Here is a 21,503-nt window from a genome sequence, read left to right on the forward strand (position 1 = left end):
CCTCGAAGAACTTCAATATGTCACACCGTTAACAACCGGTGCGTGTACGTCAGTCGCCTAATACCTTGACGCCTTGGACGATGACGGTCACTTCATCAGTCGTGACCCCCAACATCGTTTCGAGGTTGTATTTTACTTTGTCTTGGACATTTCGGCAAACTTCTGAAATTTTAGTGCCATAACTGACGATAATGTTGACTTCGATTTTCACGCCATTATCTGTCTGACGAACGACAACACCGCGCGAATAATTTTCGCGTTTCAAAATGTCATTGAGATTATCGCGAATCTGATTACGGCTAGCCATGCCGACGATACCATAGATGGACGTCGCCGCACCGCCAACCACCGTCGCAATGACACTGTTGGAAATGTCGATGATTCCGTATTTGGTTTTGATTTTGACCGCCATGCTGTTTCCTCCTAAGCCATTCGCGATGATTTTCACATCGCGTACAATTCTACCAGCTAGTTTAGCATAGCTAAGCGATGACTGCGAGCAGAGCGTGAATCAGCCCGATTAGAAACCGAAGTGTAAGCGGCCTTGGTTGTGATGGCCGGTTTTTGGCCATTGCATCCAAGGTCCTTACACGTAGGTTTCTGGGCCTGTTCACGCGTTTCCGAACCTCCAAGCTCACAAATACCTAAATTTTGATCACTTAAACCTGAGGTGCCTATGTGTCAGTTTCTGGTCTTGTCGCTACCTTTATGAGACAATCGTTAACAGTAACATTTTTCAAAGAATATCGGACTATTTGTACTTACCCACCCAATTTTCTTAGAGTCTGATCACGCGTTTATTTTGACCTGTCAAGTAATTTTACTTTGCAAAAATTCTTGCATTAACCGCGGGCCTATGATAAGTTAGTTGAGTGAAAAATTCGAGGGTGACCTTGAAAAAAAGGAGGTCATATTGTGGCTAAAGATATTATTACTGGTCGTCATACCACGTTTGGCAACAAGCGTTCTCACGCTTTGAATTCAAGCCGGCGCCAATGGAAAGCCAACCTGCACAAGGTTCGTATCCTTGTCGATGGTAAACCAAAGCGGGTATGGGTTTCTGCACGTGCCCTTAAATCAGGTAAACTGACCCGGGTTTGATCCCATAACATTTAAAAAGGTCCTGACAATGAATGTGATGCATCCTTCATTGTCAGGACCTTTTTTTGTTGAGCGCGAGCAGGAGCGATTAGAAACCGGAGCGTAAGTGGCCTTGGGTGTGGTGACCGACTTTTGGCCATTACGCCCAAGGTCCTTACGAGTAAGTTTCTGCGACTGCGAGCGCGTTATGACAAAACGCGAGCAGGAGTGCCTAGAAACCGGAACGTACGCGGATTTTAAGCGGTTGGCCTAATATCCCTCATACAATCGGTGATTCGTTGGACGCCAACTAATTTGGGAAAACCTTGGGCTAAAATTTCCTTGCCATGCCAAACGCCGCAATCTCCGGCCAGTTGGGACTGGTACGCACTTTTTCAGGATCTTGATATGCTGACTTCTCAGATCGGTAGTTCATTAAAGCAAATCAGGAAGAAAACAATGCCTAATTATCCAATTTTTGCCCGCGCCGATCACGACTATAAATAATTGCCACCTGACCAGTCGTCCAACTCACGGTGAAGGGCTGCTTGCCAAGAAACTCATTGGAAGCCCACACATAAGGATAGCCCGCTCGCCATGGTTTTAATGGATATTTCGCTCCGACAATGGTCAAATCGGCAACTGGGGTGAGATTGACAACTGCAACGTACCGATAACCTGGCAGCGGTTTAATTTCATGCTCACCGGGGCTGTAATAATCAACCCAATTTTGCACATCAAATAAATGAAGGCGTTCAACATCTGCTAAAAAGCGCGGTTGAAGCGGTAAGAAAAGATTAGACAAAAAATGATCTAGTCGTCCACCAGTCCCGCCAACCAAGGTGACATCGCCGGATGAAGATGCCTGAAGTGCCGCTTTAACAGCCAACTCTGTATCCGTGTCATCTTTTTCAGAAGGCACCTGTTGTAGCTTCTGGACATGCCCACGAACTAGCCGCAATTCTTCAAGCGTTAAGGAATCAAAGTCGCCCACTGCCAGTTCAGGATGAATCCCTGCACGTACGAGTCGCAATGTGCCGCGATCAACGCCGATCCATACACCGGGCAATTGTTCCCAAGCGGCTGGCAAGCATGCCTGTGGACCACCTGCCATGATGTTGACGTGCGTCATTTAACAGCCTCACGCAAGCTATTCATCGCGTCACCGACATTTTTGGACCCAAAAACATACGAACCTGCAACAAAAATATCTGTCCCGGCATCAGCTGCCGCCTTCACGGTTTGATTGTTGATACCGCCATCGACTTCAATGTCAAAATGCAGTTTCCGAGCTTTACGCAGCTGATATAATCGATCAACCTTGTCCACCATCGGCGTCAAAAATTTTTGACCACCAAAACCGGGATTAACCGTCATAACCAGCACTTGATCAACCAACGGGAGAACTTCTTCAAGACTGCTCAATGGTGTGCCCGGATTGATCACAACCCCAGCGCGAACGCCTTTCTCGATCACATGCTGCAAAACGCCATAAAGATGATCCGTGGCTTCTTCGTGAACCAAAATCGTATCCGCCCCAGCTTCAGCAAAATCTGCCACCCAAGCCGCTGGGTCACTGACCATCAAGTGAACCTCCAATGGCAGACTGGTAACCGGACGTAATGCTTGGACGACCAGCGGACCGAAAGTCAGATTTGATACAAAATGACCGTCCATAACATCAACATGCAGTAAATCAGCACCGGCTTTTTCAACTTTTTCGACATCCCGCGCAAGATGAGCAAAATCAGCACTTAAAATCGATGGGGCAATTTTCATAACGATCTCCTCCATATATTGCGTTCATCCGGCCATTAATCAGCTTGACGTCCGCATTTTGTCTAATCTAAGTTACTTCTTCTTGTAAACTGGGCGCTTGCCGCTTAACTCTTCACGAAACTGTAAGTAGTTATCATAACGGCTTTGCATGATATCGCCAGCCGCCAGTGCCGCCTTAACGGCACAATGTGGCTCGCTAACGTGCTGACAGCCGCGGAATTTGCAATTGGGTGCTAACGCCGCAAACTCAGGAAAACGGTCACGCAAATCATCTAAGGTGACGTCCAGTAAACCAAGCGATGAAAAACCAGGTGTATCAGCAACTAAGCCACCGTGAATCGGATAAAGATCAGTGGTGCGGGTCGTGTGCCGGCCACGATTTAACGCATGACTAATGGCCGCTGTTGCCAAGTCCAATCCTGGCACAAGATGATTCAACAAAGTAGACTTACCAGCACCGGTTTGTCCAGTGAAAATGGTCAATTTATCGGCAAAGCTCGCTTGTACTTGCGCGAGGATTGTCGGATCAAAGGGCTTGTCAGGTGCAAAAACCGGATAGCCTATTTTTGTATAGCCGGCTAAATCTTGACGAATCTTCGTTAATCGCTGAGGCTTTGTTAAGTCGGTCTTGGTCAGATAAATCTCCGCGTGAATATCGTGGCCCTCAAGATAAACCAGAAAACGATCCAATAGGTTCTTAGAAAAGTCCGGCTCCACGGCGGAAGTGATCAAAACGGCTTGATCAACGTTGGCAACCGGTGGGCGCACCAACGCATTATGACGCGGTAATACCTTCAGCAAATAGCCTTCATCATCCCCTTCTCCCGGTTGAAAAGCAGCAATGTCGCCCACCAGCGGCGTAATTTTGTCGTTGCGCAAACTGCCGCGCCCGCGAGTTCGGTAAGTTGTCCCATTCACAGCGATGTCGTAATACCCGCTGATCTGTTTAATAATTCTTCCAGTTAAGTCTTCACTCATTGAGTAATGTTATCCTCCTGCGCAATCACGGTACCGTCCCGGACAATCCGATAGCTGCCTGGGTATTTCGTGCTAACTTGCAACGTGATGGTGATTTGATCATCAGCCGTGATGTTAAAGGACCGATTAATGGTACTAATGTTATGTGTCTTATCTGCGAAGAAGACCTGAATACCGTTGGGTGCGGGCGCAGCACTACTACTGCTACTAGTGCTGCCACTGCTATTGCTGGCACTTGCGGTACTCGAACTGGCCGGTGCTTGATAGGGAATTGAAATTGTTTTCGACCAAGTTTTGGTCTCTTCAGGATCTGGGCCTTGAGAGACCGAAACATTGACTGTGTCGCCTGGTTTAACCTGTGTCCCAGCAGCTGGCGTTTGACTGATTACCATGCCTGTATCGACGGTATCAGAGTGCGCTTGAGAAATCACAATCTTAAGTCCGACTTCATTGGCGTAATCTCGCAAACTTTTTTCGGTATAACCCGTCAAATCACGAAGCGCAAAAGTATTTGGCTTGATTGCAACGGAAACACCAAATGTGATCGTCGTTTTGTCCGCAATGACCTTTTTGCCTGCTTTAATGCTTTGTGACACGATCTTGCCTGACGGTTCGTCATTGGCGCTGACCTGTTTTTCTTTGACGGTTACGCCGCGTTTTTGCAAGTCTGACTTCACGTCTGTGTAATCTTGCCCAACATAATTCTCTAGCGTAAATTGCGGCTGACCGCGGCTTAAAATCAGCTTGACCGTCGAGCCTTCCTTAACACTCACCTGCCGTTTTGGATCTGAATCGATCACCAAATCCTTGCTAACTTTCGTGGAATAAGTGTACTTGTATGACCCAACTTTTAAGCCTGCGCTGGTCAAGGCAGTTTTTGCCTGGGTTGTGGTCATGCCCCGTAGATCGGGGACGTCCACATCCCTTTTCTGATTGGCAAAAACTGCGCCGATACCAATCATCAGCAGCATGGCGACAAGTATCCCGATGCCAATAATCCACCAACGGCGACTTTTTTTCTTAGGTCGTGCTTTCGGACTTGGCTGACTCGCTGGACTGTCAGCATCTCCTCCTTCGTCATGCGGCGGTTTGGGACCGTTGGGGATGACTGGCATGATTCGTGTCTCATCCAGATCATCTTTAGGAACCACATACTTTGCTTCATGTGCTCGTGCCGGACTCAGCGCTGTCTTGAGGTCGCTAGCCATGGCATCCGCACTGGTATAGCGATTAGCCGGATTTTTGGCTGTAGCCTTAAAAACAACATTCTCCAGTGCCTGCGGGATATGCGGATCAAACGCGCGCACCGACGGAATTTCTTCTTGAAAATGCTTTAACGCAATCGTAACTGCCGAATCACCTTCGAATGGTACAGAACCAGTCAGCATTTCAAAAAGAATAATGCCTAACGCATAAATATCACTTTGACGGGTTGGCATACTGCCGCGCGCCTGTTCCGGTGATAGATAGTGCACCGACCCCAATAATGAGTTGGTCATCGTCATCGAATTCTCCGATAACGCGACTGCAATCCCAAAATCGGTGATCTTAGCATTGCCATCCGGATCAATCAAAATATTCTGCGGTTTCAAATCACGGTGAATGATATTGTGATCATGCGCCGTCTGAACGGCAGAAAGGATCTGTTCCATCATGTCGACCACGCGCTGATATGGAATGGGGAAATGCTCGACAATGTAGTGCTTTAAATCAGAGCCTTTGACATACTCCATGACCAGAAATTGCTGACCTTGACTTTCACCAACGTCATAAATCGACACAATATTTGGATGAACCAGCTCACTGGTCGCCATGGCTTCTCGTTGAAAGCGGCGAACTGTATCGGGGTCATTTTGCAAATCAAGCCGGAGAACCTTAACCGCCACATCGCGATCAAGAATCAGGTCGCGTGCCAAATAGACGTTGGCCATACCGCCTTCGCCTAATGTTTTGATAAGCTTGTAGCGCTCATTTAAAATCGTCCCCGGCTCAATCATTGCGGCTCCCTCCGATCCTGATGAATGATCAAGGCACTGATGTTGTCAGGTCCGCCAGCAGCATTTGCTTTGAGGATCAATTCTTGAGCCTTGCTGCCAATCGGCATGTCCTGACGCAACACTGCCGCGATATCTTCATTGTCAACCATGTTGGTGAGGCCATCAGAACACAACAACAAATAGTCGTCATATTCCATATCGTAAATCGTCACATCAGCATCAACATCACTGCTGACACCAAGCGAGCGCGTGATCACGTTACGCTGCGGAAAGCGTTTGGCTTCCTCAGGGGTTAGTTCCCCATGTTTGACCAACTCATTGACCAAACTATGATCCTCAGTAATTTGAACTAAATGGCCATTGCGATAGAGGTAGCCACGTGAATCACCAATATTTGCCACCACGAATCGTGTACCGCTGATAATCACAGCCACAACCGTTGTGCCCATCCCAGAAAGATCTGTATATTGTTTCGCTTTTTGCAAAATCACATCATTTTCCTGCTGCAACTCAAAAATGAGCCAACGGACGATGGACTCGATCTCGGCAGTATCTGTTTTCTCAAAAGCATAACCTAAATGCGATACTGCCATTTCACTAGCAACATCACCACCACGATGGCCGCCCATGCCATCCGCCACCAAGGCCAACGTCGCTTCGGATTGATTTTTAAAAATACCGACATAGTCTTGATTATTTGGTCGCCGACGACCAATATCAGTGCGATAAGCGAACTCCATACATACCCCTCATTTGCGACGAATCAAACTGGCAATGAAAAATCCGTCTGTATCATAATCATCTGGAAACAGTTGCAGCGCTGGTGCGTTATGCGCCTTGTGCAATGGCTTCAAGGTTGGTACTGAAACTTGCTCGAACTCAGGATGAGCCGCCAAAAATTGTGCAACCACATCTTGATTCTCTTCTTTCACCATTGTACATGTACTATACGTCAGGCGACCACCGATTTTTAAGGTTGGTGCCACACTATTTAAGATTGCTAGCTGAATTTGTTGTAAATGCGCCGGATCTTCAGGCGTTTTTGTGTACTTGATTTCCGGTTTACGTCGAATTAAACCTAATCCGGAACAAGGGGCATCCACCAAAATTTTGTCAAAAGAATTGGCAGGAAATGTTGTCGCAACCTTACGTGCATCCAGCACCTGTGCATGAATGCGGTCCGTCAAGCCCAAGCGTTTAGCGTTTTTATTGATCAAACGCACTTTGTTGGCGTGCAGATCAAGCGCCGTCACTTGTCCGCCTTGTTTTGGATCAAGATACTGAGCAATGTGGGTGGTTTTACCGCCAGGAGCGGCACAAGCATCCAAAACAACATCCCCAGGCTGGATGTCTAGACTTGGGGCCACCAGCATCGAACTTTCATCTTGCATCGTATACTCACCTTTGACAAATGCGGATGTCCCTGCTAAGTGGCCACTAGGTGCAATGAGGCCAATTGGGGTCAAAGGACTTTCCTTCAAATCGGGGAATTCCGGCTTTAAAGAAGCAAGCAAGGCAGCTGGGGTGATTTTCGTCGTGTTGACGCGCAGTGAAGCATGCGCTGGGACATTGATGACATTCAAAATGGCACGGGTTTTCGGTTCACCCAGTTGTGCCGTCAATTTTTCAACAAGCCACACCGGCGTACTGCTTTCGATTGACAATCGCTTCACAGGATCAGCGATTGCGGCTGGGTCAGGAAAACCAGTTCGCTGAGCATTTCGCAAAACCCCAGTCACAAATTTGGCGATTCCTTGATGTCCAAGTTTCTTGGCAATTTCTGTACTATCAAAAAAAACCGCGCGTGCTGGTACTTTATCAAGATACTGCAGTTGATAAACGGCTGTATCAAGCAAACACCGAATCCAATTGTCGAGTTTCCGGCCTTTGATGAAAGGTGCCAGATAAAAATCCAACGTCAGCTGATGCTGGATCACACCATAAACGATGTTTGTCAGCAAGCCAGCATCACGCGGCGTCAACTTGTGACTATTAATCACGTGATCCAATGTCAGATTTGAATAGCCACCTTGCCCAGTGACTCGCGACAGGGTTTCAACAGCTAATAAACGCGGATTATTCGGGGTCATCAGTAATCACCTGCTGTCCTGAGACCAATTGTTGGCCCGGTCCATTCAAAAAGTCGGCAATTGATTGTTTAGCCTTGCCAGCCGGTTGTAGTTCATCCACTTGGAAAGTGGTTTGTTGGCCGGCAACCATCACCAAACGATGCTTATCCCGTTCAACAATACTGCCAGCAGGAAGCGTTGATCCTGCTGATAGCGGCGTAATCGCCCACAACTTCGTCCGTTGACCATTTAAATAAACATACCCGCCGACATCGGGACGCAACGCCCGAATCCATTGATCAAGGGCCTTGGCTGGCAGATGAATATTAAGATGCTCTTGCTCTTTGGTAATAGTCGGCGAAAAGGTCACTTTATCTGGATCTTGAGGGGTCCGGGTAGCCGTGCCAGCAATGATCTTCGGCAACGTTTCTAGTAACAAATCGCGACCGAGCAATGACAATTTGGCAAAAACGGTTCCCGTATCATCAGCACGCGTCAATGGCAGTTTTGCCTGCGCAAACATATCACCAGCATCCATTTTCTTCACCATTTCGATAATCGTGACGCCAGTTTCTGAATCGCCATTCATAATGCTGTACTGAATCGGTGCGCCACCGCGATATTTTGGCAACAGCGAACCGTGCACATTCACAGCGATAATTTTGGCTGCTTCTAAAAATTTTGTTGGTAAAAATTGGCCATATGCCGCCGTGACAATCAAGTCTGGTGCCATGGCGATGGCTTGCGCCAGCTCTGGGCTGCCACTCAATTTTTCCGGTTGCAAAACCGGGATATCATGTTTCTGCGCCGCCTGTTTAACTGGGCTAGCCGCCAGCCGCTGCTTGCGGCCAACTTTACGATCGGGTTGCGTCATCACGGCAAGAATGTCGTAATGCTGGGCAATCAGTCCTTCAAGAATCGGGACAGCAAATTCGGGTGTACCTAAAAAAATTACTGAAGTCATTTTTTCCTCCAAACGATGAGTTGCTGGTAGGTTGGTGCCTATTTTGCCATGGAACAGGTTAAGACGTTTAAACAAATGCCAACGGTTCTGGATCAATCGCGACTAAAAAGCCGTGACGACTGCTTTGCTGGGTCTCTTCCAAAATATGCTGCAGGGTTGCCGCTAACGCCGGCTCGTGTTTATATTTTAGAACGATTTGGTAAATATAGCGATTTTTCAAACGAGCAATCGGTCCTGGTGTCGGGCCAAGCATGATGACCTGATCGGATAGATGCTCACGTAATTCTTTTGCCAAAGAAAAGATAGCCTTAGCCGCCTGTGTTTCATCAACATGGCTCACAGCGATTTTCGTTGAATAAAAATATGGTGGATAATTGCCGCGATGCCGAATGGCCATCTCTTGCCGGAAAAAGCCTTCGTAGTCCTGCCGTTTGGCGTATTGAATGGCATAATGATCTGGATTGAAGGTCTGAACGAAGACTTCACCGGGTTTGTCCGCCCGACCAGCCCGGCCACTCACCTGTGTGAGCAACTGAAAGGTCTTCTCACTCGCCCGAAAATCCGGCAGGCCGAGCGCTGTGTCCGCATTAATGACACCAACTAAAGTCACATCGGGAAAATCCAGTCCCTTTGCGATCATTTGCGTACCCAGTAAGATATCGGCCTGATGGTCACCAAACGCATCTAAGATCCGCGCATGGCCACCTTTGCGCCGAGTGGTATCAACATCCATTCGCAAGATTCGGGCATCTGGCAGCAACTGCTGCAACTTCGCCTCGACCTTTTGGGTGCCAGTACCGTAATAGCGAATTTTATCAGAACCGCAGTTTGGGCAACGATGTGGAATCGGTTCCTCATGGCCGCAATAATGACATTTCAAGGTGTGTGTGTCCATGTGCAGCGTCAGACTAATGTCACAGTTCGGACATTTTGCCACATAGCCGCAATCGCGACACATCACAAAACTTGAATAACCGCGCCGATTCAAGAGCAACACACTTTGTTCCTGTCGCTGTAGTCGAATTCTCAAGGCGTCAAGCAGCGGGCCCGAAAAGTCCTCTTGCGCGCCGTGCGCAAAGGCTTCCCGCATATCAACAATATGCACTGGCGGTAATGGTTGATCGTTAATCCGATGCGGCAGCCGCAGCAGTGTATAAACGCCCTTTTCCGCTCGAGCGCGCGACTCCAATGAAGGTGTTGCTGAGCCCAACACAACCGGTGCATGGTGAATCTGTGCCCGTTTTAACAAAACGTCACGGGCGTGATAGCGTGGCGCCGAATCTTGTTTGTAGCTGGTCTCGTGCTCTTCATCCATGATGAAAACGCCGATGTTTTTTAACGGCGCAAATGCTGCCGATCGTGCGCCGACAACGACCTGAGCCTCGCCGCGCGCAATTCGGCGCCATTCATCATACTTTTCGCCATCAGACAAGCCAGAGTGCATCACGGCAACATGCGTCCCAAAACGGCCTTTTACGCGATTGACCATTTGCGGCGTCAACGCAATTTCCGGCACAAGCATCAAAGCTGTCTGTCCCGCGGCTAAAACTCGTGCAATCACCTGCAAATAGATTTCTGTTTTGCCAGAGCCGGTGACCCCTTCTAACAAAAATGTTTTAGGATCCCTTTCGGCAACGGCAGCGTTAATTTGCGTCACAATCGTCTGTTGTTCTGGCGTGAGCGGCAACGGCTTCGTCAACGGTTGATGCTGCAGTTCCGGATAAGGATCGCGGTAAGTCTCGTGGCCTTCAAGCTTCAGCCAGCCTTTTTCGACTGCCTGATTAATCACCGGCTTTGTCAGGCCATATTGATGTTCAACGGTCATCAAAGCAGGATGCTGATTGTTAGCAGCCCATTCACCAATTAAAGTTAACAGTTTAAGTTGCTTGGCGGCGTTTTTACGCACGTGTTCACGCTCGGCAGCCGCTTGCTCCAGTGATAATTGCGGGATCAAGTAAAAGATTTTTTTAACCCGAGCACGATCCTTTTTTAAATATGAAATAGCAACTTTACCTGCTTGCGCCAATTTCATCACTGCAACTTGCTGTTCAGCGTTCAAGCTACCGATCGCCAGACTGTCAGCCGTTCCAAAATATTTTTGTTGTTCATCAGCCGTCAGCTTAACCGGTTCAGCAACTTTTACCGCATCGATTTTCAACATAGTTGGCAACATTGTCTGCATGCACGCAATCCAAAAAGAATACGTTGTTTGCGCCAACCACTTCGATAGCTTTAATAATTCGTGATCCAAAACCGGGGCCGGATCAAGGACATCTAACAATGGTTTCAATTGACCGTCATAGTCGCTTTGGTCGGAGACTGACACGACCATGCCGCTCACTTTTCGCGCACCTTTGCCAAACTGGACCCAGACCCGCATTCCCGCCTGCAAAGCGTCTTCTAAGCGCGCAGGTACAAGATAATCAAACGGTCGATCTGTTTGCATCGTGGGCACATCCACGATCACCTTGGCAACAATTGCCAAGCGCTCACCCCTTTTGTTTTGCTAACATCGTTGCAAGTTGCTCAATCAAAGCAGCAGCGACTTTTGGCTTGGGCATTTCCGGCAAGGTCACTGGTGCCTGTTCTGGCCGCAATAACGTCACAGCATTCGTATCAGTGTTGAATCCGTGAGTCGCATCAACGTGATTGGCCACAATCATATCAGCATTTTTCTTAGTTAATTTAAGTTGCGCATTTTTCAAAAGATCATTGGTCTCAGCCGCAAACCCAATCAATATCTGATGCGTTTTTTTACGGCCAAGTGATGCCAAAATGTCCGGATTCTGAACCAAATTCAGCGTCAGTCCAGAAGTCGCATCAGTCTTCTTTAACTTGTGATCACTGACGGTTGGCAACCGATAATCAGCAACTGCCGCTGCCATGATAACCGCGTCTGCTTCGGTAAATTCGGCATCAATTGTGTCTGCCATGGATTGGGCACTTTCGACTTGTTTGACTGTCACACCGGGAACAACTGGTAACTGTCGCGTTGTGACCAGCGTCACTTCGGCACCAGCTCCGGCCGCGGCATTGGCAATCGCCGTGCCCATCTTACCTGAAGAGTCGTTTGTAAGGTAGCGGACAGGATCAAGTCGTTCTTTGGTTCCGCCGGCAGAAACGATGATACGGCGACCACGTAACCGCGGGTCATCTAAACTTTCGATGAATAAGGCAATCCGTTCTGGCTCAGGCATTCTCCCGATACCGGCATAGCCTTCCGCTAACAAGCCAGTTTCAGGTGGAAGCACGAGATAATTTTGTTCAGTCATCAAACTAGCAATATTCTTTTGCGTCTGCGGATTTTGCCACATCTGGTCGTTCATGGCCGGGACCAACAACTTTGGTGCCTGCATTGCCAGCAGTGTCGTCGTCACAACATTATCAGCAAGGCCGTTCGCCAGTTTAGCCAACGTATTGGCCGTTGCCGGTACCACAACACCAAGATCCGCCCAATGTGCCAATGCCACATGGGCAACATGTTCAGGATGATCAAATTCATGCCCGTCTGTCAATACAGCCGCCTTGCTGACGATAGCCAACGTCTCCGGCGTGACAAATCGTTCCGCACTTTTGGTCATCTCAACCCGTACATCATGGCCTGCTTTGATTAAGGCTCGGACCAGTAATGGCACTTTATAAGCGGCAATCCCGCCAGTGACAAACAAGGCAATATGTTGCTTCTTCATGTCGACTCCTTTCGCACTTCAAGCTAGGACCATTATACCAAACGCACACTAAAAAGAGGCAGGAGCACTTTTAAGCGCCACTGCCTCCTGTATTGCCAGCCGTCTTTAAACGCCATTGTCATCAGACAGCCAGAACGATCGATCGCTTATTCCTGATCCTTGCGATCCAATTTTTCTGCATCACGCTCAAGCATTTTAGACTTAGGATCAATGATGACATCGCCAGCCGCAATTTCTTCAAGCGCTTTGCCAACACTTTTATCAGACTTATAATCTGACAACATCTTCAAATCACCAGATTCTAATTCATGGGCACGTTTTGCCGCCAATACGGCTAGCGAATAACGGGACGGCACCTTTTCCAATAGTTTATCAATCGAAGGATAAATAATCATGAGATGAAACTCCTTTTTCTAATAGATGGGCATGAACCCCGCGCTATGCGAGCCAGCCACAGACAACTATCTTGCCAAATCTGCACTTGCTAACATGCCCTTGTAACGATCAATGACGCGTGGCACCCGCAAGTGCTCGCTTTCAATAATACGTTCGATGCGCTTAACTGCTAAATCAACTTTATCATTCACCACGGCATAATCATAATTTTCCATCATGGTGATTTCCGAAGCTGCTTTGCGAATCCGTTTATCAATGGTCACATCATCATCCGTGCCGCGTCCTTTCAACCGGTGGCGCAACTCGCTAAGATCTGGTGGTGTCAAGAAGATGAAGACACCGTTTGGACATTTTTTGCGAACCTGCATGGCACCGTTAACCTCGATCTCCAGTAGAACATCGCGGCCGGCATCCAAAGTTTCGTTCACATATTTTAACGGTGTGCCGTAGTAATTCTCAACATATTTCGCATACTCCAGCATACCACCTGTCGCAATTTCGTGCTCAAACTGGGCTTTCGTCCTAAAGTAATAATCGACACCATCAACCTCACCAGGCCGCATTTGCCGTGTCGTCATTGAAATTGAATATTGAAAATCTCGATAATTACCATCCAGCATTGCTTGCCGAACCGTTCCCTTACCGACACCACTGGGCCCGGACAAAACAATTAGCATTCCCCGCTCGTGCATGTGTGAACCTCTTTCGTTAAGTATTACTGAACATTTTGCACTTTTTCGAGGCTGATTTCAACTGCATCACCGGTGAAATGGTGAAAAGTGCGCCCGTTTGAGGGCAATCTGAGCATCACGGCGCCCCAAAGCAATCATATTAGCGATGGCTTCAGGCCGAAAATTAAACAGTCCAGGCAGCCGCTCACTGGGTTTAAGATAGAGATCGCCATGATCAGAGCCAATGCGGCCAATTCCTTCGCCGCTAATCGCGATGACATAATCAGCACCAATTTGCCGCGCAATGTCAACAGGCAAGTCATTAACAACCCCGCCATCAACATAACTCACCCCGGCCCGCTCAACTGGCGAAAAAACGCCTGGCATGGCGCTTGAAGCAAGCAACCACTCCCGCGCCTCAGGTGCAGTCAACACATCCAGTCGGGTCACATGTGCTTGAAAATCCGGGACACTGGTTGTCACTGCTAACACCGCCCGCGAATCGAGTTTGGGGGCTTGCAGCATTCGATCTAATACTGGCACAAAATGACGCCGCAAAAAGATCGGTCCATTCACTTTTGCTTCGGAAAAATGCTGCCACCATTGTGGTACTTGCTCGGGCAGCATACGGGCGGTTCCGGCAGCATTGATGGCGCCAATTGACGACCCAATCACAAATGTCGGACGTAATCGCGGCCCCAATACGGCCCACACACCGGCTTGGTATGCGCCGTGGGCAGCACCGCCGCCAAAAACAACTGCTATTGTTGCCATCGCTTGTTCCCCCCAAACGGCGTGATCCACTGATTTAAAAAAACTAGTTGCAACTTTGAACGCTTGTTCGTATAATGAAATTACAAACAAATGTTCGGAGGCTTGATCATGGAAAACAAATCATCTGCACTGCAAACCGTTACCCGTCATCTCGTCGCATCTTATCGTGAATTCTTCGATTTGGCGGCACCAAATGCAAAAATGCCTTCCCATCAGCTTGATCTTTTCCTTGATCAGGCCATGCATCGCCAGTATCAAGTGGCGCTGTTCTTTGATCAAGATCGGCCGCCATTTATCGGTCGCATTACTCGGCCATTGGGTGAGAAACGGTATCTGGTCAAAGCATACCATAGTAACGTCTATCGGATCATCACCGAAGCGGAGGTATCCTACATTAAACGATTTAAATGATCGGTGTTGGCCGGTTGCGCAGTGTCGCGCGCTACCATCATGCCATTCATCGCAGGCTGCTGATCATCGAATCCGAATTTTTGGGCTTGCATGAATGGCATTTAATTCAGATGGGATTCATCACCACCAACTAAAACGACACTAGGGTTTCTTTCTAGCTGCTATATAAAGACGCCTGATTTTCCTAAATATGGAAAATCAGGCGTCTTTCGTTTGGCATAGATCACTTATTGGAAACTAAAACTGATACCGGCAAAGCAAAGAAATCATTGACCAGATGTACTGTCGTAGACAATTCAGTCACTTAACTCATGCGTCCATGTTTGAATTCGTCTGCCATTTTCAACAATTCTTCCGCATGTTCAACTGTCAGCTTAGTGATTTTCTCCCCAGCTAGCATTCGCGCAATCTCATCAACGCGGGCCTGATCGGTTAATTTCAGAACTTGCGTCGTAGTGCGGCCATTATGAACCGCCTTACTGATGACATATTCATGATCAGCCATCGCCGCCACCTGAGGCAAATGGGTGATGCACAACACCTGCGAAGACTTAGCAATCAAGCTAATCTTATTGGCAATCGCCTGCGCAACTCGACCGGAAACGCCGGTATCGACCTCATCAAAAATGATAGCCGTCACACCTTCTGTTTTCGCAAAAATCGTCTTCATCGCTAACATCAACCGCGACAATTCACCGCCAGAGGCAATTTTAGCTAACGGTTTAGCTGACTCACCAGGATTTGTTTGAATATAAAATTCAACCTCATCCAGTCCATCAGCCCGAAAATCCTTTGCCTTAGCAAAATGCACCGAAAAAACTGTTTTTTCCATATACAATGATGCTAACTGCTCGTGAATCGCTTTCGTCAATTGCTTAGCGGCGGCATGGCGGCGTTTTGACAAAGCCGTTCCCAGCTTCTGCAACTGATTCTGGGATGCCTTCAATGTCGTATCAAGATCTTCAACCGAAGTTTCTGCTTGTTCCATTTGGTTCAATTCAGTCGCGGCCCGCTTGCCATAGGCGATCACTTCATCAAGCGATTCCCCATATTTGCGCTTTAACTGATTAAATAGATCAAGCCGCTTTTCGACTTCATCCAGCCGACCTTCGTCAAATTCCTGATCATCCAATTCCTTCGACAAGTCATTTTGGACATCTTGCAAGCTGTAATAGGCGCTTTGCAAATTGTCAGCAATGGCAGCAAAATTCGTATCAAGATCAGCAATACTTTGCATACTCGACATGGCCTGACCGATTTGATCAAGCGCATTCACTTCTTCATCACTCAATAAAGCATAGCTCTCCTGCAATGCTGAATTAATCTTTTGAAAATTGGCAAGCCTTTCACGTTCTGCAGTAAGATCCGTATCTTCATGCGGCTGCAGATTGGCACTTTGAATCTCACCCACCTGAAATTTCAACATATCCAAGCGTTGTGCCCATTCTTGCTCATTTGCCTGTTTTTGCTTCACGGCACGCAAGGTCCGTTGATAATCGTGATAAACATCAGCGTATTGTTGCCGCAATTTCAGCAAGTCATCGCCGGCAAACGAATCCAATAACCCTAGATGCGTTTCTGGATGCATGAGCTGTTGGTGTTCATTTTGCCCGTGAATATCAACCAGCGTTTCGCCGATCGCCTTCAAGGTCGTTGTATTGACCAGATGCCCGTTCACACGACAAACATTACGGCCAGTGCGAAAAATCTCGCGCTGCAACAGTACGGTGTCATTTTGATCTGGATCCATGACCCCATATGCTTGCAGCTTAGCCTCTGTTGCCGGATTTTCTTGCGCATCAAAGAGACCTTCTAAACTGGCCTTAGTGGTGCCGGTACGAATAAAATCGACTGAGCCGCGGCCACCTGCCAACAAGCCAACTGCATCGATAATGATCGACTTACCGGCACCTGTTTCCCCTGTCAAAGCGGTCATACCGGGCTGAAAACTCAGCGCCAGATGATCAATGATGGCGAAATCATGAATCGCTAACTCTTGTAACATCGCTTCACCCCACCATTGCTTCAAGTTCAGCCAACACTGCCGTTGCATATTTTGCAGACCGGCAGATGATCAAAATAGACGCATCCCCGCTGATGGTCGCAAAAATACGCTGATCATCCAGTTGTTCAATTAAAGTCTCAACTGCTGCCGCTGTCCCAGGCAATAAGGCCAAATGAATAAAATTATCCATGGCCTCACCCCACTTCATCGCGGTGATGAGCGTTCGCCGCAATTTATCAGTGGCTGGCAATTGTTTTTCTGCCGGCATACTGTAACGATAATGGCCTTCACCAGCAGGCACTTTGATCAACTGCATGTCCTTAATATCACGCGAAATGGTTGCTTGCGTGACCGGAATATGCAGCTCATTCAATCGCGCAACCAAGTCTTCCTGACGTTCGATTGGTTCATCTTGAATCAATCGTTGAATGGTTGCCTGTCGTTCGCGCTTGCGCATGTGCTCACCTCTGTCATAGATGGCTTTGTTCGATCAAAACTAGTCAAACAAAAGCTTTACCAATAGCATAGCGCACGAACTAGACAGATACCAAGTTTTTGCATAAATATTCATTATGGCCGATGTAAATCACCATAAGCGGCAGTCAAAGTTTCTTCAATATCGACATCAGGCGCCATTTTTCCAGGCGTTTGCGCACTATTTTGCAGATGAATTAAAAATTCAATATTACCTTCGCCGCCTTTGATCGGACTGTAATCCAATCCCAAGACATCGTATCCAGCCTCAAGTGCGAAATCAACGATCATTTTCAGCACGTCTCGGTGGACCTGCGGATCGCGAACAATCCCGTGTTTGCCAACATTAGCAGGCCCCGCCTCAAATTGCGGCTTAATGAGGGCAACCGCATGACCACCGGGAATCAGAATTGCTTTTAACGGCGGCAAAATAAGCTTTAATGAAATAAAGCTGACATCCGTCATGGCAAACTCAACTGGACCATCAGTGAAGTCTTCCGGCTTACTATACCGAAAGTTAACCCGCTCCATTACTTTGACCCGAGGATCTTCACGCAGTTTCCACGCCAATTGATTATAGCCAACGTCTAATGCATAACTCATCTTGGCGCCGTTTTGTAAGGCAACGTCTGTGAAGCCGCCGGTCGAGGCCCCGATATCCAAAACGGTTTTGTCCTTCAAGTCAATATTGAAGACTTTCAAGGCTTTCGCTAACTTCAACCCACCGCGACTGACATAAGGCATTTTTTTGCCTTTCACATGCAAAATAGCATCGCCAGCAATTTTTACGCCTGGTTTGTCGAGTCGCTGATTGTTCTGATCATAGACTTCACCAGCCATCACTGATCGCTTTGCTTGCTCACGAGATTCAAATAAACCTTGTTCAACTAGCAAAACATCAACGCGTTCTTTTTTGATTTTTGTCATGCTTTCAACACCGCCAAAATCTCAGCCAATGGCGCCGCGTCAACTGTCAATTCGTTTAACGCCGTCTCTGCTTTTGCAATTTCTACCTGCAAAGCTTGGATAGCACCGTCCAACCCCAATAACTCGGGAAAAGTGTTCTTATGCTCAATGACATCTTTGTCAGCCGTTTTTCCGAGTTCAGCCGTTGTTTTGGTCACATCGTTAATATCATCTTTAATTTGAAATCCTAAGCCAAAAGCGGCCGAAAAATCAGCCAGTGCTGTTTGGTCAGTCTCCGGAATGGTCACAAACAGCCCGCCCATCGCGATTGCGGCTTGGATCAAGGCCCCAGTCTTAGCTTCATGCATGCGTTTCAAAGTTTCGAGATGGTACTGCTCGTTTTCACCGTCCATATCGAGCACTTGGCCACCAACCATACCGTTGCTGCCAGCGGCTTCGGCCAGAATCTGCACACATGCGGCGCCTTTTTCAGGATACTCGCGGCTCAAGATGGCAAACGCATCGGTCAATAAGGCGTCCCCAGCCAAAATCGCTAAGGCTTCGCCAAACTGCTTATGATTGGTCGGCTTCCCGCGGCGCAGATCATCGTCGTCCATTGCCGGCAGATCATCGTGAATCAATGAATAAGTATGCACATATTCCAAAGCAGCAGCAGCCGGCAATGCATCAGCAATCACACCGTCATACATCGCCACGACACTCAACAACAACAATGGTCGCAGGCGCTTGCCACCTGCCTCCACGGAATAAACCATTGCCGCTCGCAAATGCGGGTTAGCAACAGCAGCTAATTGCTCGTCCAACGTCTGTTCAACGGCTGTGCGCCATCCTGCTAACATAGGGCTCATTGCTGATCATCCTTTGGCGAAAATGGTTGCGTCGTCCCATCGTCACTGACCATTTCGGTAACGGTTTTTTCTGCAGTTTTTAATGTTTTCTCAAGGTCCTGACTCAATTTAACACCGGCTTTAAATTGATCTAATGCCTTTTCCAGCGGTACATCGCCCTGCTCAAGCTGATTCACGATGTTTTCCAATTGTGCAAGTTTCTCTTCAAAAGTAGGTTCAGCCATGTGTTTTCTCCTTTGTGGTGACGTGTGCGCCGACTTGTCCATCAGCCACGTGAATATGAATATCTTGATCTAGCTCGTAGTCACTTAGACTTTTCAGCATCTGACCTTGTTTATCGGTCACGTAAGCAAATCCGCGGCCCAAGATTTTTAACGGACTTAGGTGATCAAGGCCACTCACGGCACTAGCAAATGCCTGACGCTTAGTTTTCACCAAACCGCGCATCGCTTGATCCAAGCGATGACGATCCCCAGTCACTTGCCGCTGCAAATTGACCAATCGGATAAACAGTTGCCGGCCATCCAATTGGGAAGTTGCCATTGCCAAACGATGATCAGCATCGCGCAGGCGATTATGCATACTCTGTTGTAGCCGTTGTTGAAATTGATCGACTCGCTGAACGTATTGATCATAAAGTCGATCCGGTTGCGTCAACACAACACTTTGTGCAGAACGCTGCACTCGAATCGCGGCATTTTTGAGCCGATTATGCATGGCATTGACCAGTCGCACCCGATCTTCAGAAATTCGATTAAGCGCATCAATCAATGTCACGGGCGTTACAATTTCCGCCGCAGCAGTTGGCGTTGCCGCCCGTCGATCGGCAATAAAATCGGTAATGGTTGTATCGGTTTCATGCCCCACTGAGCTGACAACCGGCATCGGCATGTCGACCAATGCGCGCGCAACTTTTTCCTCGTTAAAAGGCCAAAGATCTTCAATTGAACCACCACCGCGGCCAATGATCACAGCATCGAATCCACCTATTGTTTTAATCTGGTTTAATCGTTTCACCAGTGAATCGGCGGCTTGATCGCCTTGGACAACTGCCGGGAACAGCGTTAATTGCAAAATCGGATAGCGGCGTGCGACCGTCGTCATGATATCTTGAATGACGGCACCACTTGGGCTGGTCACAACTGCCACCCGTTTGGGAAAGAGTGGCAGTGGTCGTTGGTTGCGGTCAAATAGCCCTTCAGCCGCCAACTTTTTCTTCAGTTGCTCAAAAGCTTGATAAAGCGCACCCACACCATCTGGTTCGAGATGTTCGACAATTAAACGATATTCGCCGCTGGGTTCATATAAACTGACTCGCCCAACAACTAGGACTTTCATACCTTCCTCAAGGTCAAATTGAACCTTGCTGAAGGCATTACGAAACATCAGCGCACCGATTTTAGCGTGATCGTCTTTGAGTGAGAAATACTGATTACCTACACGTTTGCGATAATTGGAAATTTCACCCGTCAGATAGACTTTGGCAAGGTAAGGGTCCGCATCAAATTTGCGTTTGAGATATTGAGTGAGTGCCGTGACGCTTAAATATTGACTGGCATCAACCATTTGCTCGCCTCTTAGCCAAGGTCACTGTCTGGGCCATGAGCGAAGCAATTGTCATTGGCCCCACACCACCTGGTACTGGCGTGATGGCGCTGGCAATCGGCGCCACCGCGGCTTCGTCAACATCCCCAAGTACCTTACCGTCAGCTCCACGCGAAATACCAACGTCAATGACCACTGCCCCTGGTTTCACCGCATCGGCACCAATAAAATGCGGCACCCCAACAGCAACCACCAAAATATCAGCTTCTTTTGCCAGCTGTTTAAGATCACGGGTTTTACTATGCGCAATTGTGACGGTGGCATCGTGATTGACCATTAAACCAGCCAGCGGCCGACCGACAATGTTTGAACGGCCAATGATCACAACCCGTTTGCCCGCAACATCAATATCATAAGCATCCAACAACGCCATGATGCCATAAGGCGTGGACGCCACAACAGTTGGTTCATTGGCCCATAACCGCCCTACACTAACCGGACTAAACCCGTCAACATCTTTATCAGGATCGATAGCATCAATCACCGCCTGTTCATCAAGTCCTGCTGGTAACGGCAACTGAACCAAAATAGCATCAATATCCGGATCATGATTCAACTCGGCAACCTTCGCCAGCAAGTCCGCCTGCGTTGTCGCTTCAGGCATTCGAAACATTAAAGAACGAACGCCAATATCTTCTGCACGGCGCTGTTTATTACGTACATAAACCTCACTGGCCGGATTTGATCCCACCAAAACAACTGCCAATGTCGGCGTCACATCGTGTTGTGCCAATTGAGCAATGGTTTGCTTAAGGTCTGCCAGTATTTTCTTTGAAACTGCTCTGCCATCTAGTCGGGTTGCCAAGAGCTTCACTCCTCATTTTATCGGCGCTTGT

22 protein-coding genes are annotated in these 21,503 nt (G+C 48.0%); 2 read left to right on the forward strand and 20 right to left on the reverse strand.

Features of this window, described 5'->3' with window-relative positions; genetic code table 11:
• Positions 1-49 precede the first annotated feature (49 nt).
• Entirely contained in the window at positions 50-412 is a 363-nt protein-coding gene (locus LBPC_RS07975) for an Asp23/Gls24 family envelope stress response protein (protein WP_003564719.1), read from the reverse strand.
• A gap of 503 nt (positions 413-915) precedes the next feature.
• Here LBPC_RS07975 and rpmB point away from each other — a divergent pair.
• Positions 916-1,101 (forward strand): 50S ribosomal protein L28, encoded by a 186-nt coding sequence (gene rpmB, locus LBPC_RS07980; RefSeq protein ID WP_003564715.1) that lies wholly within the window; start codon positions 916-918, stop codon positions 1,099-1,101.
• A gap of 442 nt (positions 1,102-1,543) precedes the next feature.
• Here the strand turns inward: rpmB and LBPC_RS07985 are convergent, their stop codons facing one another.
• The 12 genes from LBPC_RS07985 to LBPC_RS08040 form a co-directional block, all read right to left on the reverse strand.
• Complete coding sequence (locus LBPC_RS07985) at positions 1,544-2,212, reverse strand: thiamine diphosphokinase (protein ID WP_003660707.1); 669 nt, start codon at positions 2,210-2,212, stop codon at positions 1,544-1,546.
• A complete protein-coding gene (gene rpe, locus LBPC_RS07990) occupies positions 2,209-2,859 on the reverse strand; it encodes a ribulose-phosphate 3-epimerase (protein ID WP_003564711.1) in 651 nt (216 codons plus the stop codon). Before rpe ends, LBPC_RS07985 begins: the two co-directional genes overlap by 4 nt.
• A 72-nt stretch (positions 2,860-2,931) precedes the next feature.
• Positions 2,932-3,837, reverse strand: a complete 906-nt coding sequence (rsgA, locus tag LBPC_RS07995) for a ribosome small subunit-dependent GTPase A (RefSeq protein WP_003660704.1) — start codon at positions 3,835-3,837, stop codon at positions 2,932-2,934.
• Positions 3,834-5,834 (reverse strand): Stk1 family PASTA domain-containing Ser/Thr kinase, encoded by a 2,001-nt coding sequence (gene pknB / locus LBPC_RS08000; RefSeq protein WP_003660703.1) that lies wholly within the window; start codon positions 5,832-5,834, stop codon positions 3,834-3,836. Before pknB ends, rsgA begins: the two co-directional genes overlap by 4 nt.
• Positions 5,831-6,574, reverse strand: a complete 744-nt coding sequence (locus LBPC_RS08005; RefSeq protein ID WP_003564704.1) for a Stp1/IreP family PP2C-type Ser/Thr phosphatase — start codon at positions 6,572-6,574, stop codon at positions 5,831-5,833. The genes pknB and LBPC_RS08005 overlap by 4 nt, the downstream gene beginning before the upstream one ends.
• Positions 6,575-6,583: 9 nt before the next feature.
• Positions 6,584-7,924 carry a 16S rRNA (cytosine(967)-C(5))-methyltransferase RsmB gene (rsmB, locus tag LBPC_RS08010; protein ID WP_003660700.1) on the reverse strand — a complete coding sequence of 447 codons (1,341 nt, stop codon included), beginning with the start codon at positions 7,922-7,924 and terminating at the stop codon, positions 6,584-6,586.
• Positions 7,911-8,867, reverse strand: a complete 957-nt coding sequence (fmt, locus tag LBPC_RS08015) for a methionyl-tRNA formyltransferase (protein WP_003594697.1) — start codon at positions 8,865-8,867, stop codon at positions 7,911-7,913. The genes rsmB and fmt overlap by 14 nt, the downstream gene beginning before the upstream one ends.
• A gap of 67 nt (positions 8,868-8,934) precedes the next feature.
• Positions 8,935-11,352: a primosomal protein N' gene (gene priA, locus LBPC_RS08020; RefSeq protein WP_003660697.1), complete on the reverse strand. Its 2,418-nt coding sequence runs from the start codon at positions 11,350-11,352 to the stop codon at positions 8,935-8,937.
• A gap of 4 nt (positions 11,353-11,356) precedes the next feature.
• Complete coding sequence (gene coaBC, locus LBPC_RS08025) at positions 11,357-12,556, reverse strand: bifunctional phosphopantothenoylcysteine decarboxylase/phosphopantothenate--cysteine ligase CoaBC (RefSeq protein ID WP_003660695.1); 1,200 nt, start codon at positions 12,554-12,556, stop codon at positions 11,357-11,359.
• Between the two features lie 146 nt (positions 12,557-12,702).
• Positions 12,703-12,951 (reverse strand): DNA-directed RNA polymerase subunit omega, encoded by a 249-nt coding sequence (gene rpoZ / locus LBPC_RS08030; RefSeq protein ID WP_003564692.1) that lies wholly within the window; start codon positions 12,949-12,951, stop codon positions 12,703-12,705.
• Positions 12,952-13,017: 66 nt separating this feature from the next.
• Entirely contained in the window at positions 13,018-13,644 is a 627-nt protein-coding gene (gene gmk, locus LBPC_RS08035) for a guanylate kinase (RefSeq protein WP_003564691.1), read from the reverse strand.
• Between the two features lie 66 nt (positions 13,645-13,710).
• Positions 13,711-14,397 carry a patatin-like phospholipase family protein gene (locus LBPC_RS08040; protein ID WP_011674554.1) on the reverse strand — a complete coding sequence of 229 codons (687 nt, stop codon included), beginning with the start codon at positions 14,395-14,397 and terminating at the stop codon, positions 13,711-13,713.
• Positions 14,398-14,505: 108 nt separating this feature from the next.
• Here LBPC_RS08040 and LBPC_RS08045 point away from each other — a divergent pair, with 108 nt between their 5' ends.
• Positions 14,506-14,808: a hypothetical protein gene (locus tag LBPC_RS08045; RefSeq protein WP_003564687.1), complete on the forward strand. Its 303-nt coding sequence runs from the start codon at positions 14,506-14,508 to the stop codon at positions 14,806-14,808.
• Between the two features lie 304 nt (positions 14,809-15,112).
• Here the strand turns inward: LBPC_RS08045 and recN are convergent, their stop codons facing one another.
• The 7 genes from recN to folD all read right to left on the reverse strand — a co-directional run bounded on the left by recN (position 15,113) and on the right by folD (position 21,472).
• Positions 15,113-16,813: a DNA repair protein RecN gene (gene recN / locus LBPC_RS08050; RefSeq protein WP_003660689.1), complete on the reverse strand. Its 1,701-nt coding sequence runs from the start codon at positions 16,811-16,813 to the stop codon at positions 15,113-15,115.
• Positions 16,814-16,817: 4 nt separating this feature from the next.
• On the reverse strand, positions 16,818-17,270 hold the full coding sequence (locus tag LBPC_RS08055) for an arginine repressor (protein WP_003570467.1): 453 nt from the start codon (positions 17,268-17,270) through the stop codon (positions 16,818-16,820).
• 113 nt (positions 17,271-17,383) lie between these two features.
• Entirely contained in the window at positions 17,384-18,214 is an 831-nt protein-coding gene (locus LBPC_RS08060; RefSeq protein ID WP_003564679.1) for a TlyA family rRNA (cytidine-2'-O)-methyltransferase, read from the reverse strand.
• A complete protein-coding gene (locus LBPC_RS08065; protein WP_003660686.1) occupies positions 18,211-19,062 on the reverse strand; it encodes a polyprenyl synthetase family protein in 852 nt (283 codons plus the stop codon). Before LBPC_RS08065 ends, LBPC_RS08060 begins: the two co-directional genes overlap by 4 nt.
• Complete coding sequence (locus tag LBPC_RS08070; RefSeq protein WP_003564675.1) at positions 19,059-19,286, reverse strand: exodeoxyribonuclease VII small subunit; 228 nt, start codon at positions 19,284-19,286, stop codon at positions 19,059-19,061. Before LBPC_RS08070 ends, LBPC_RS08065 begins: the two co-directional genes overlap by 4 nt.
• Complete coding sequence (gene xseA / locus LBPC_RS08075; protein WP_003660684.1) at positions 19,279-20,628, reverse strand: exodeoxyribonuclease VII large subunit; 1,350 nt, start codon at positions 20,626-20,628, stop codon at positions 19,279-19,281. The genes LBPC_RS08070 and xseA overlap by 8 nt, the downstream gene beginning before the upstream one ends.
• Positions 20,621-21,472: a bifunctional methylenetetrahydrofolate dehydrogenase/methenyltetrahydrofolate cyclohydrolase FolD gene (gene folD, locus LBPC_RS08080; protein WP_011674555.1), complete on the reverse strand. Its 852-nt coding sequence runs from the start codon at positions 21,470-21,472 to the stop codon at positions 20,621-20,623. The genes xseA and folD overlap by 8 nt, the downstream gene beginning before the upstream one ends.
• Positions 21,473-21,503: the final 31 nt, after the last annotated feature.

Source organism: Lacticaseibacillus paracasei subsp. paracasei (assembly GCF_000829035.1).
Classification (GTDB): domain Bacteria; phylum Bacillota; class Bacilli; order Lactobacillales; family Lactobacillaceae; genus Lacticaseibacillus; species Lacticaseibacillus paracasei.

Bases quoted from the DNA above. Each gene is read 5' to 3' on its own strand.
- LBPC_RS08065 (WP_003660686.1), bottom strand. From the start codon at position 19,062: ATGAGCCCTATGTTAGCAGGATGGCGCACAGCCGTTGAACAGACGTTG.
- LBPC_RS08055 (WP_003570467.1), bottom strand. From the start codon at position 17,270: ATGCGCAAGCGCGAACGACAGGCAACCATTCAACGATTGATTCAAGAT.
- rsmB (WP_003660700.1), bottom strand. From the start codon at position 7,924: ATGACCCCGAATAATCCGCGTTTATTAGCTGTTGAAACCCTGTCGCGA.
- rsgA (WP_003660704.1), bottom strand. From the start codon at position 3,837: ATGAGTGAAGACTTAACTGGAAGAATTATTAAACAGATCAGCGGGTAT.
- LBPC_RS07975 (WP_003564719.1), bottom strand. From the start codon at position 412: ATGGCGGTCAAAATCAAAACCAAATACGGAATCATCGACATTTCCAAC.
- LBPC_RS08040 (WP_011674554.1), bottom strand. From the start codon at position 14,397: ATGGCAACAATAGCAGTTGTTTTTGGCGGCGGTGCTGCCCACGGCGCA.
- LBPC_RS08070 (WP_003564675.1), bottom strand. From the start codon at position 19,286: ATGGCTGAACCTACTTTTGAAGAGAAACTTGCACAATTGGAAAACATC.
- LBPC_RS08060 (WP_003564679.1), bottom strand. From the start codon at position 18,214: ATGACAAAAATCAAAAAAGAACGCGTTGATGTTTTGCTAGTTGAACAA.
- LBPC_RS08045 (WP_003564687.1), top strand. From the start codon at position 14,506: ATGGAAAACAAATCATCTGCACTGCAAACCGTTACCCGTCATCTCGTC.
- pknB (WP_003660703.1), bottom strand. From the start codon at position 5,834: ATGATTGAGCCGGGGACGATTTTAAATGAGCGCTACAAGCTTATCAAA.
- fmt (WP_003594697.1), bottom strand. From the start codon at position 8,867: ATGACTTCAGTAATTTTTTTAGGTACACCCGAATTTGCTGTCCCGATT.
- gmk (WP_003564691.1), bottom strand. From the start codon at position 13,644: ATGCACGAGCGGGGAATGCTAATTGTTTTGTCCGGGCCCAGTGGTGTC.
- coaBC (WP_003660695.1), bottom strand. From the start codon at position 12,556: ATGAAGAAGCAACATATTGCCTTGTTTGTCACTGGCGGGATTGCCGCT.
- rpe (WP_003564711.1), bottom strand. From the start codon at position 2,859: ATGAAAATTGCCCCATCGATTTTAAGTGCTGATTTTGCTCATCTTGCG.
- xseA (WP_003660684.1), bottom strand. From the start codon at position 20,628: ATGGTTGATGCCAGTCAATATTTAAGCGTCACGGCACTCACTCAATAT.
- rpoZ (WP_003564692.1), bottom strand. From the start codon at position 12,951: ATGATTATTTATCCTTCGATTGATAAACTATTGGAAAAGGTGCCGTCC.
- LBPC_RS07985 (WP_003660707.1), bottom strand. From the start codon at position 2,212: ATGACGCACGTCAACATCATGGCAGGTGGTCCACAGGCATGCTTGCCA.
- recN (WP_003660689.1), bottom strand. From the start codon at position 16,813: ATGTTACAAGAGTTAGCGATTCATGATTTCGCCATCATTGATCATCTG.
- LBPC_RS08005 (WP_003564704.1), bottom strand. From the start codon at position 6,574: ATGGAGTTCGCTTATCGCACTGATATTGGTCGTCGGCGACCAAATAAT.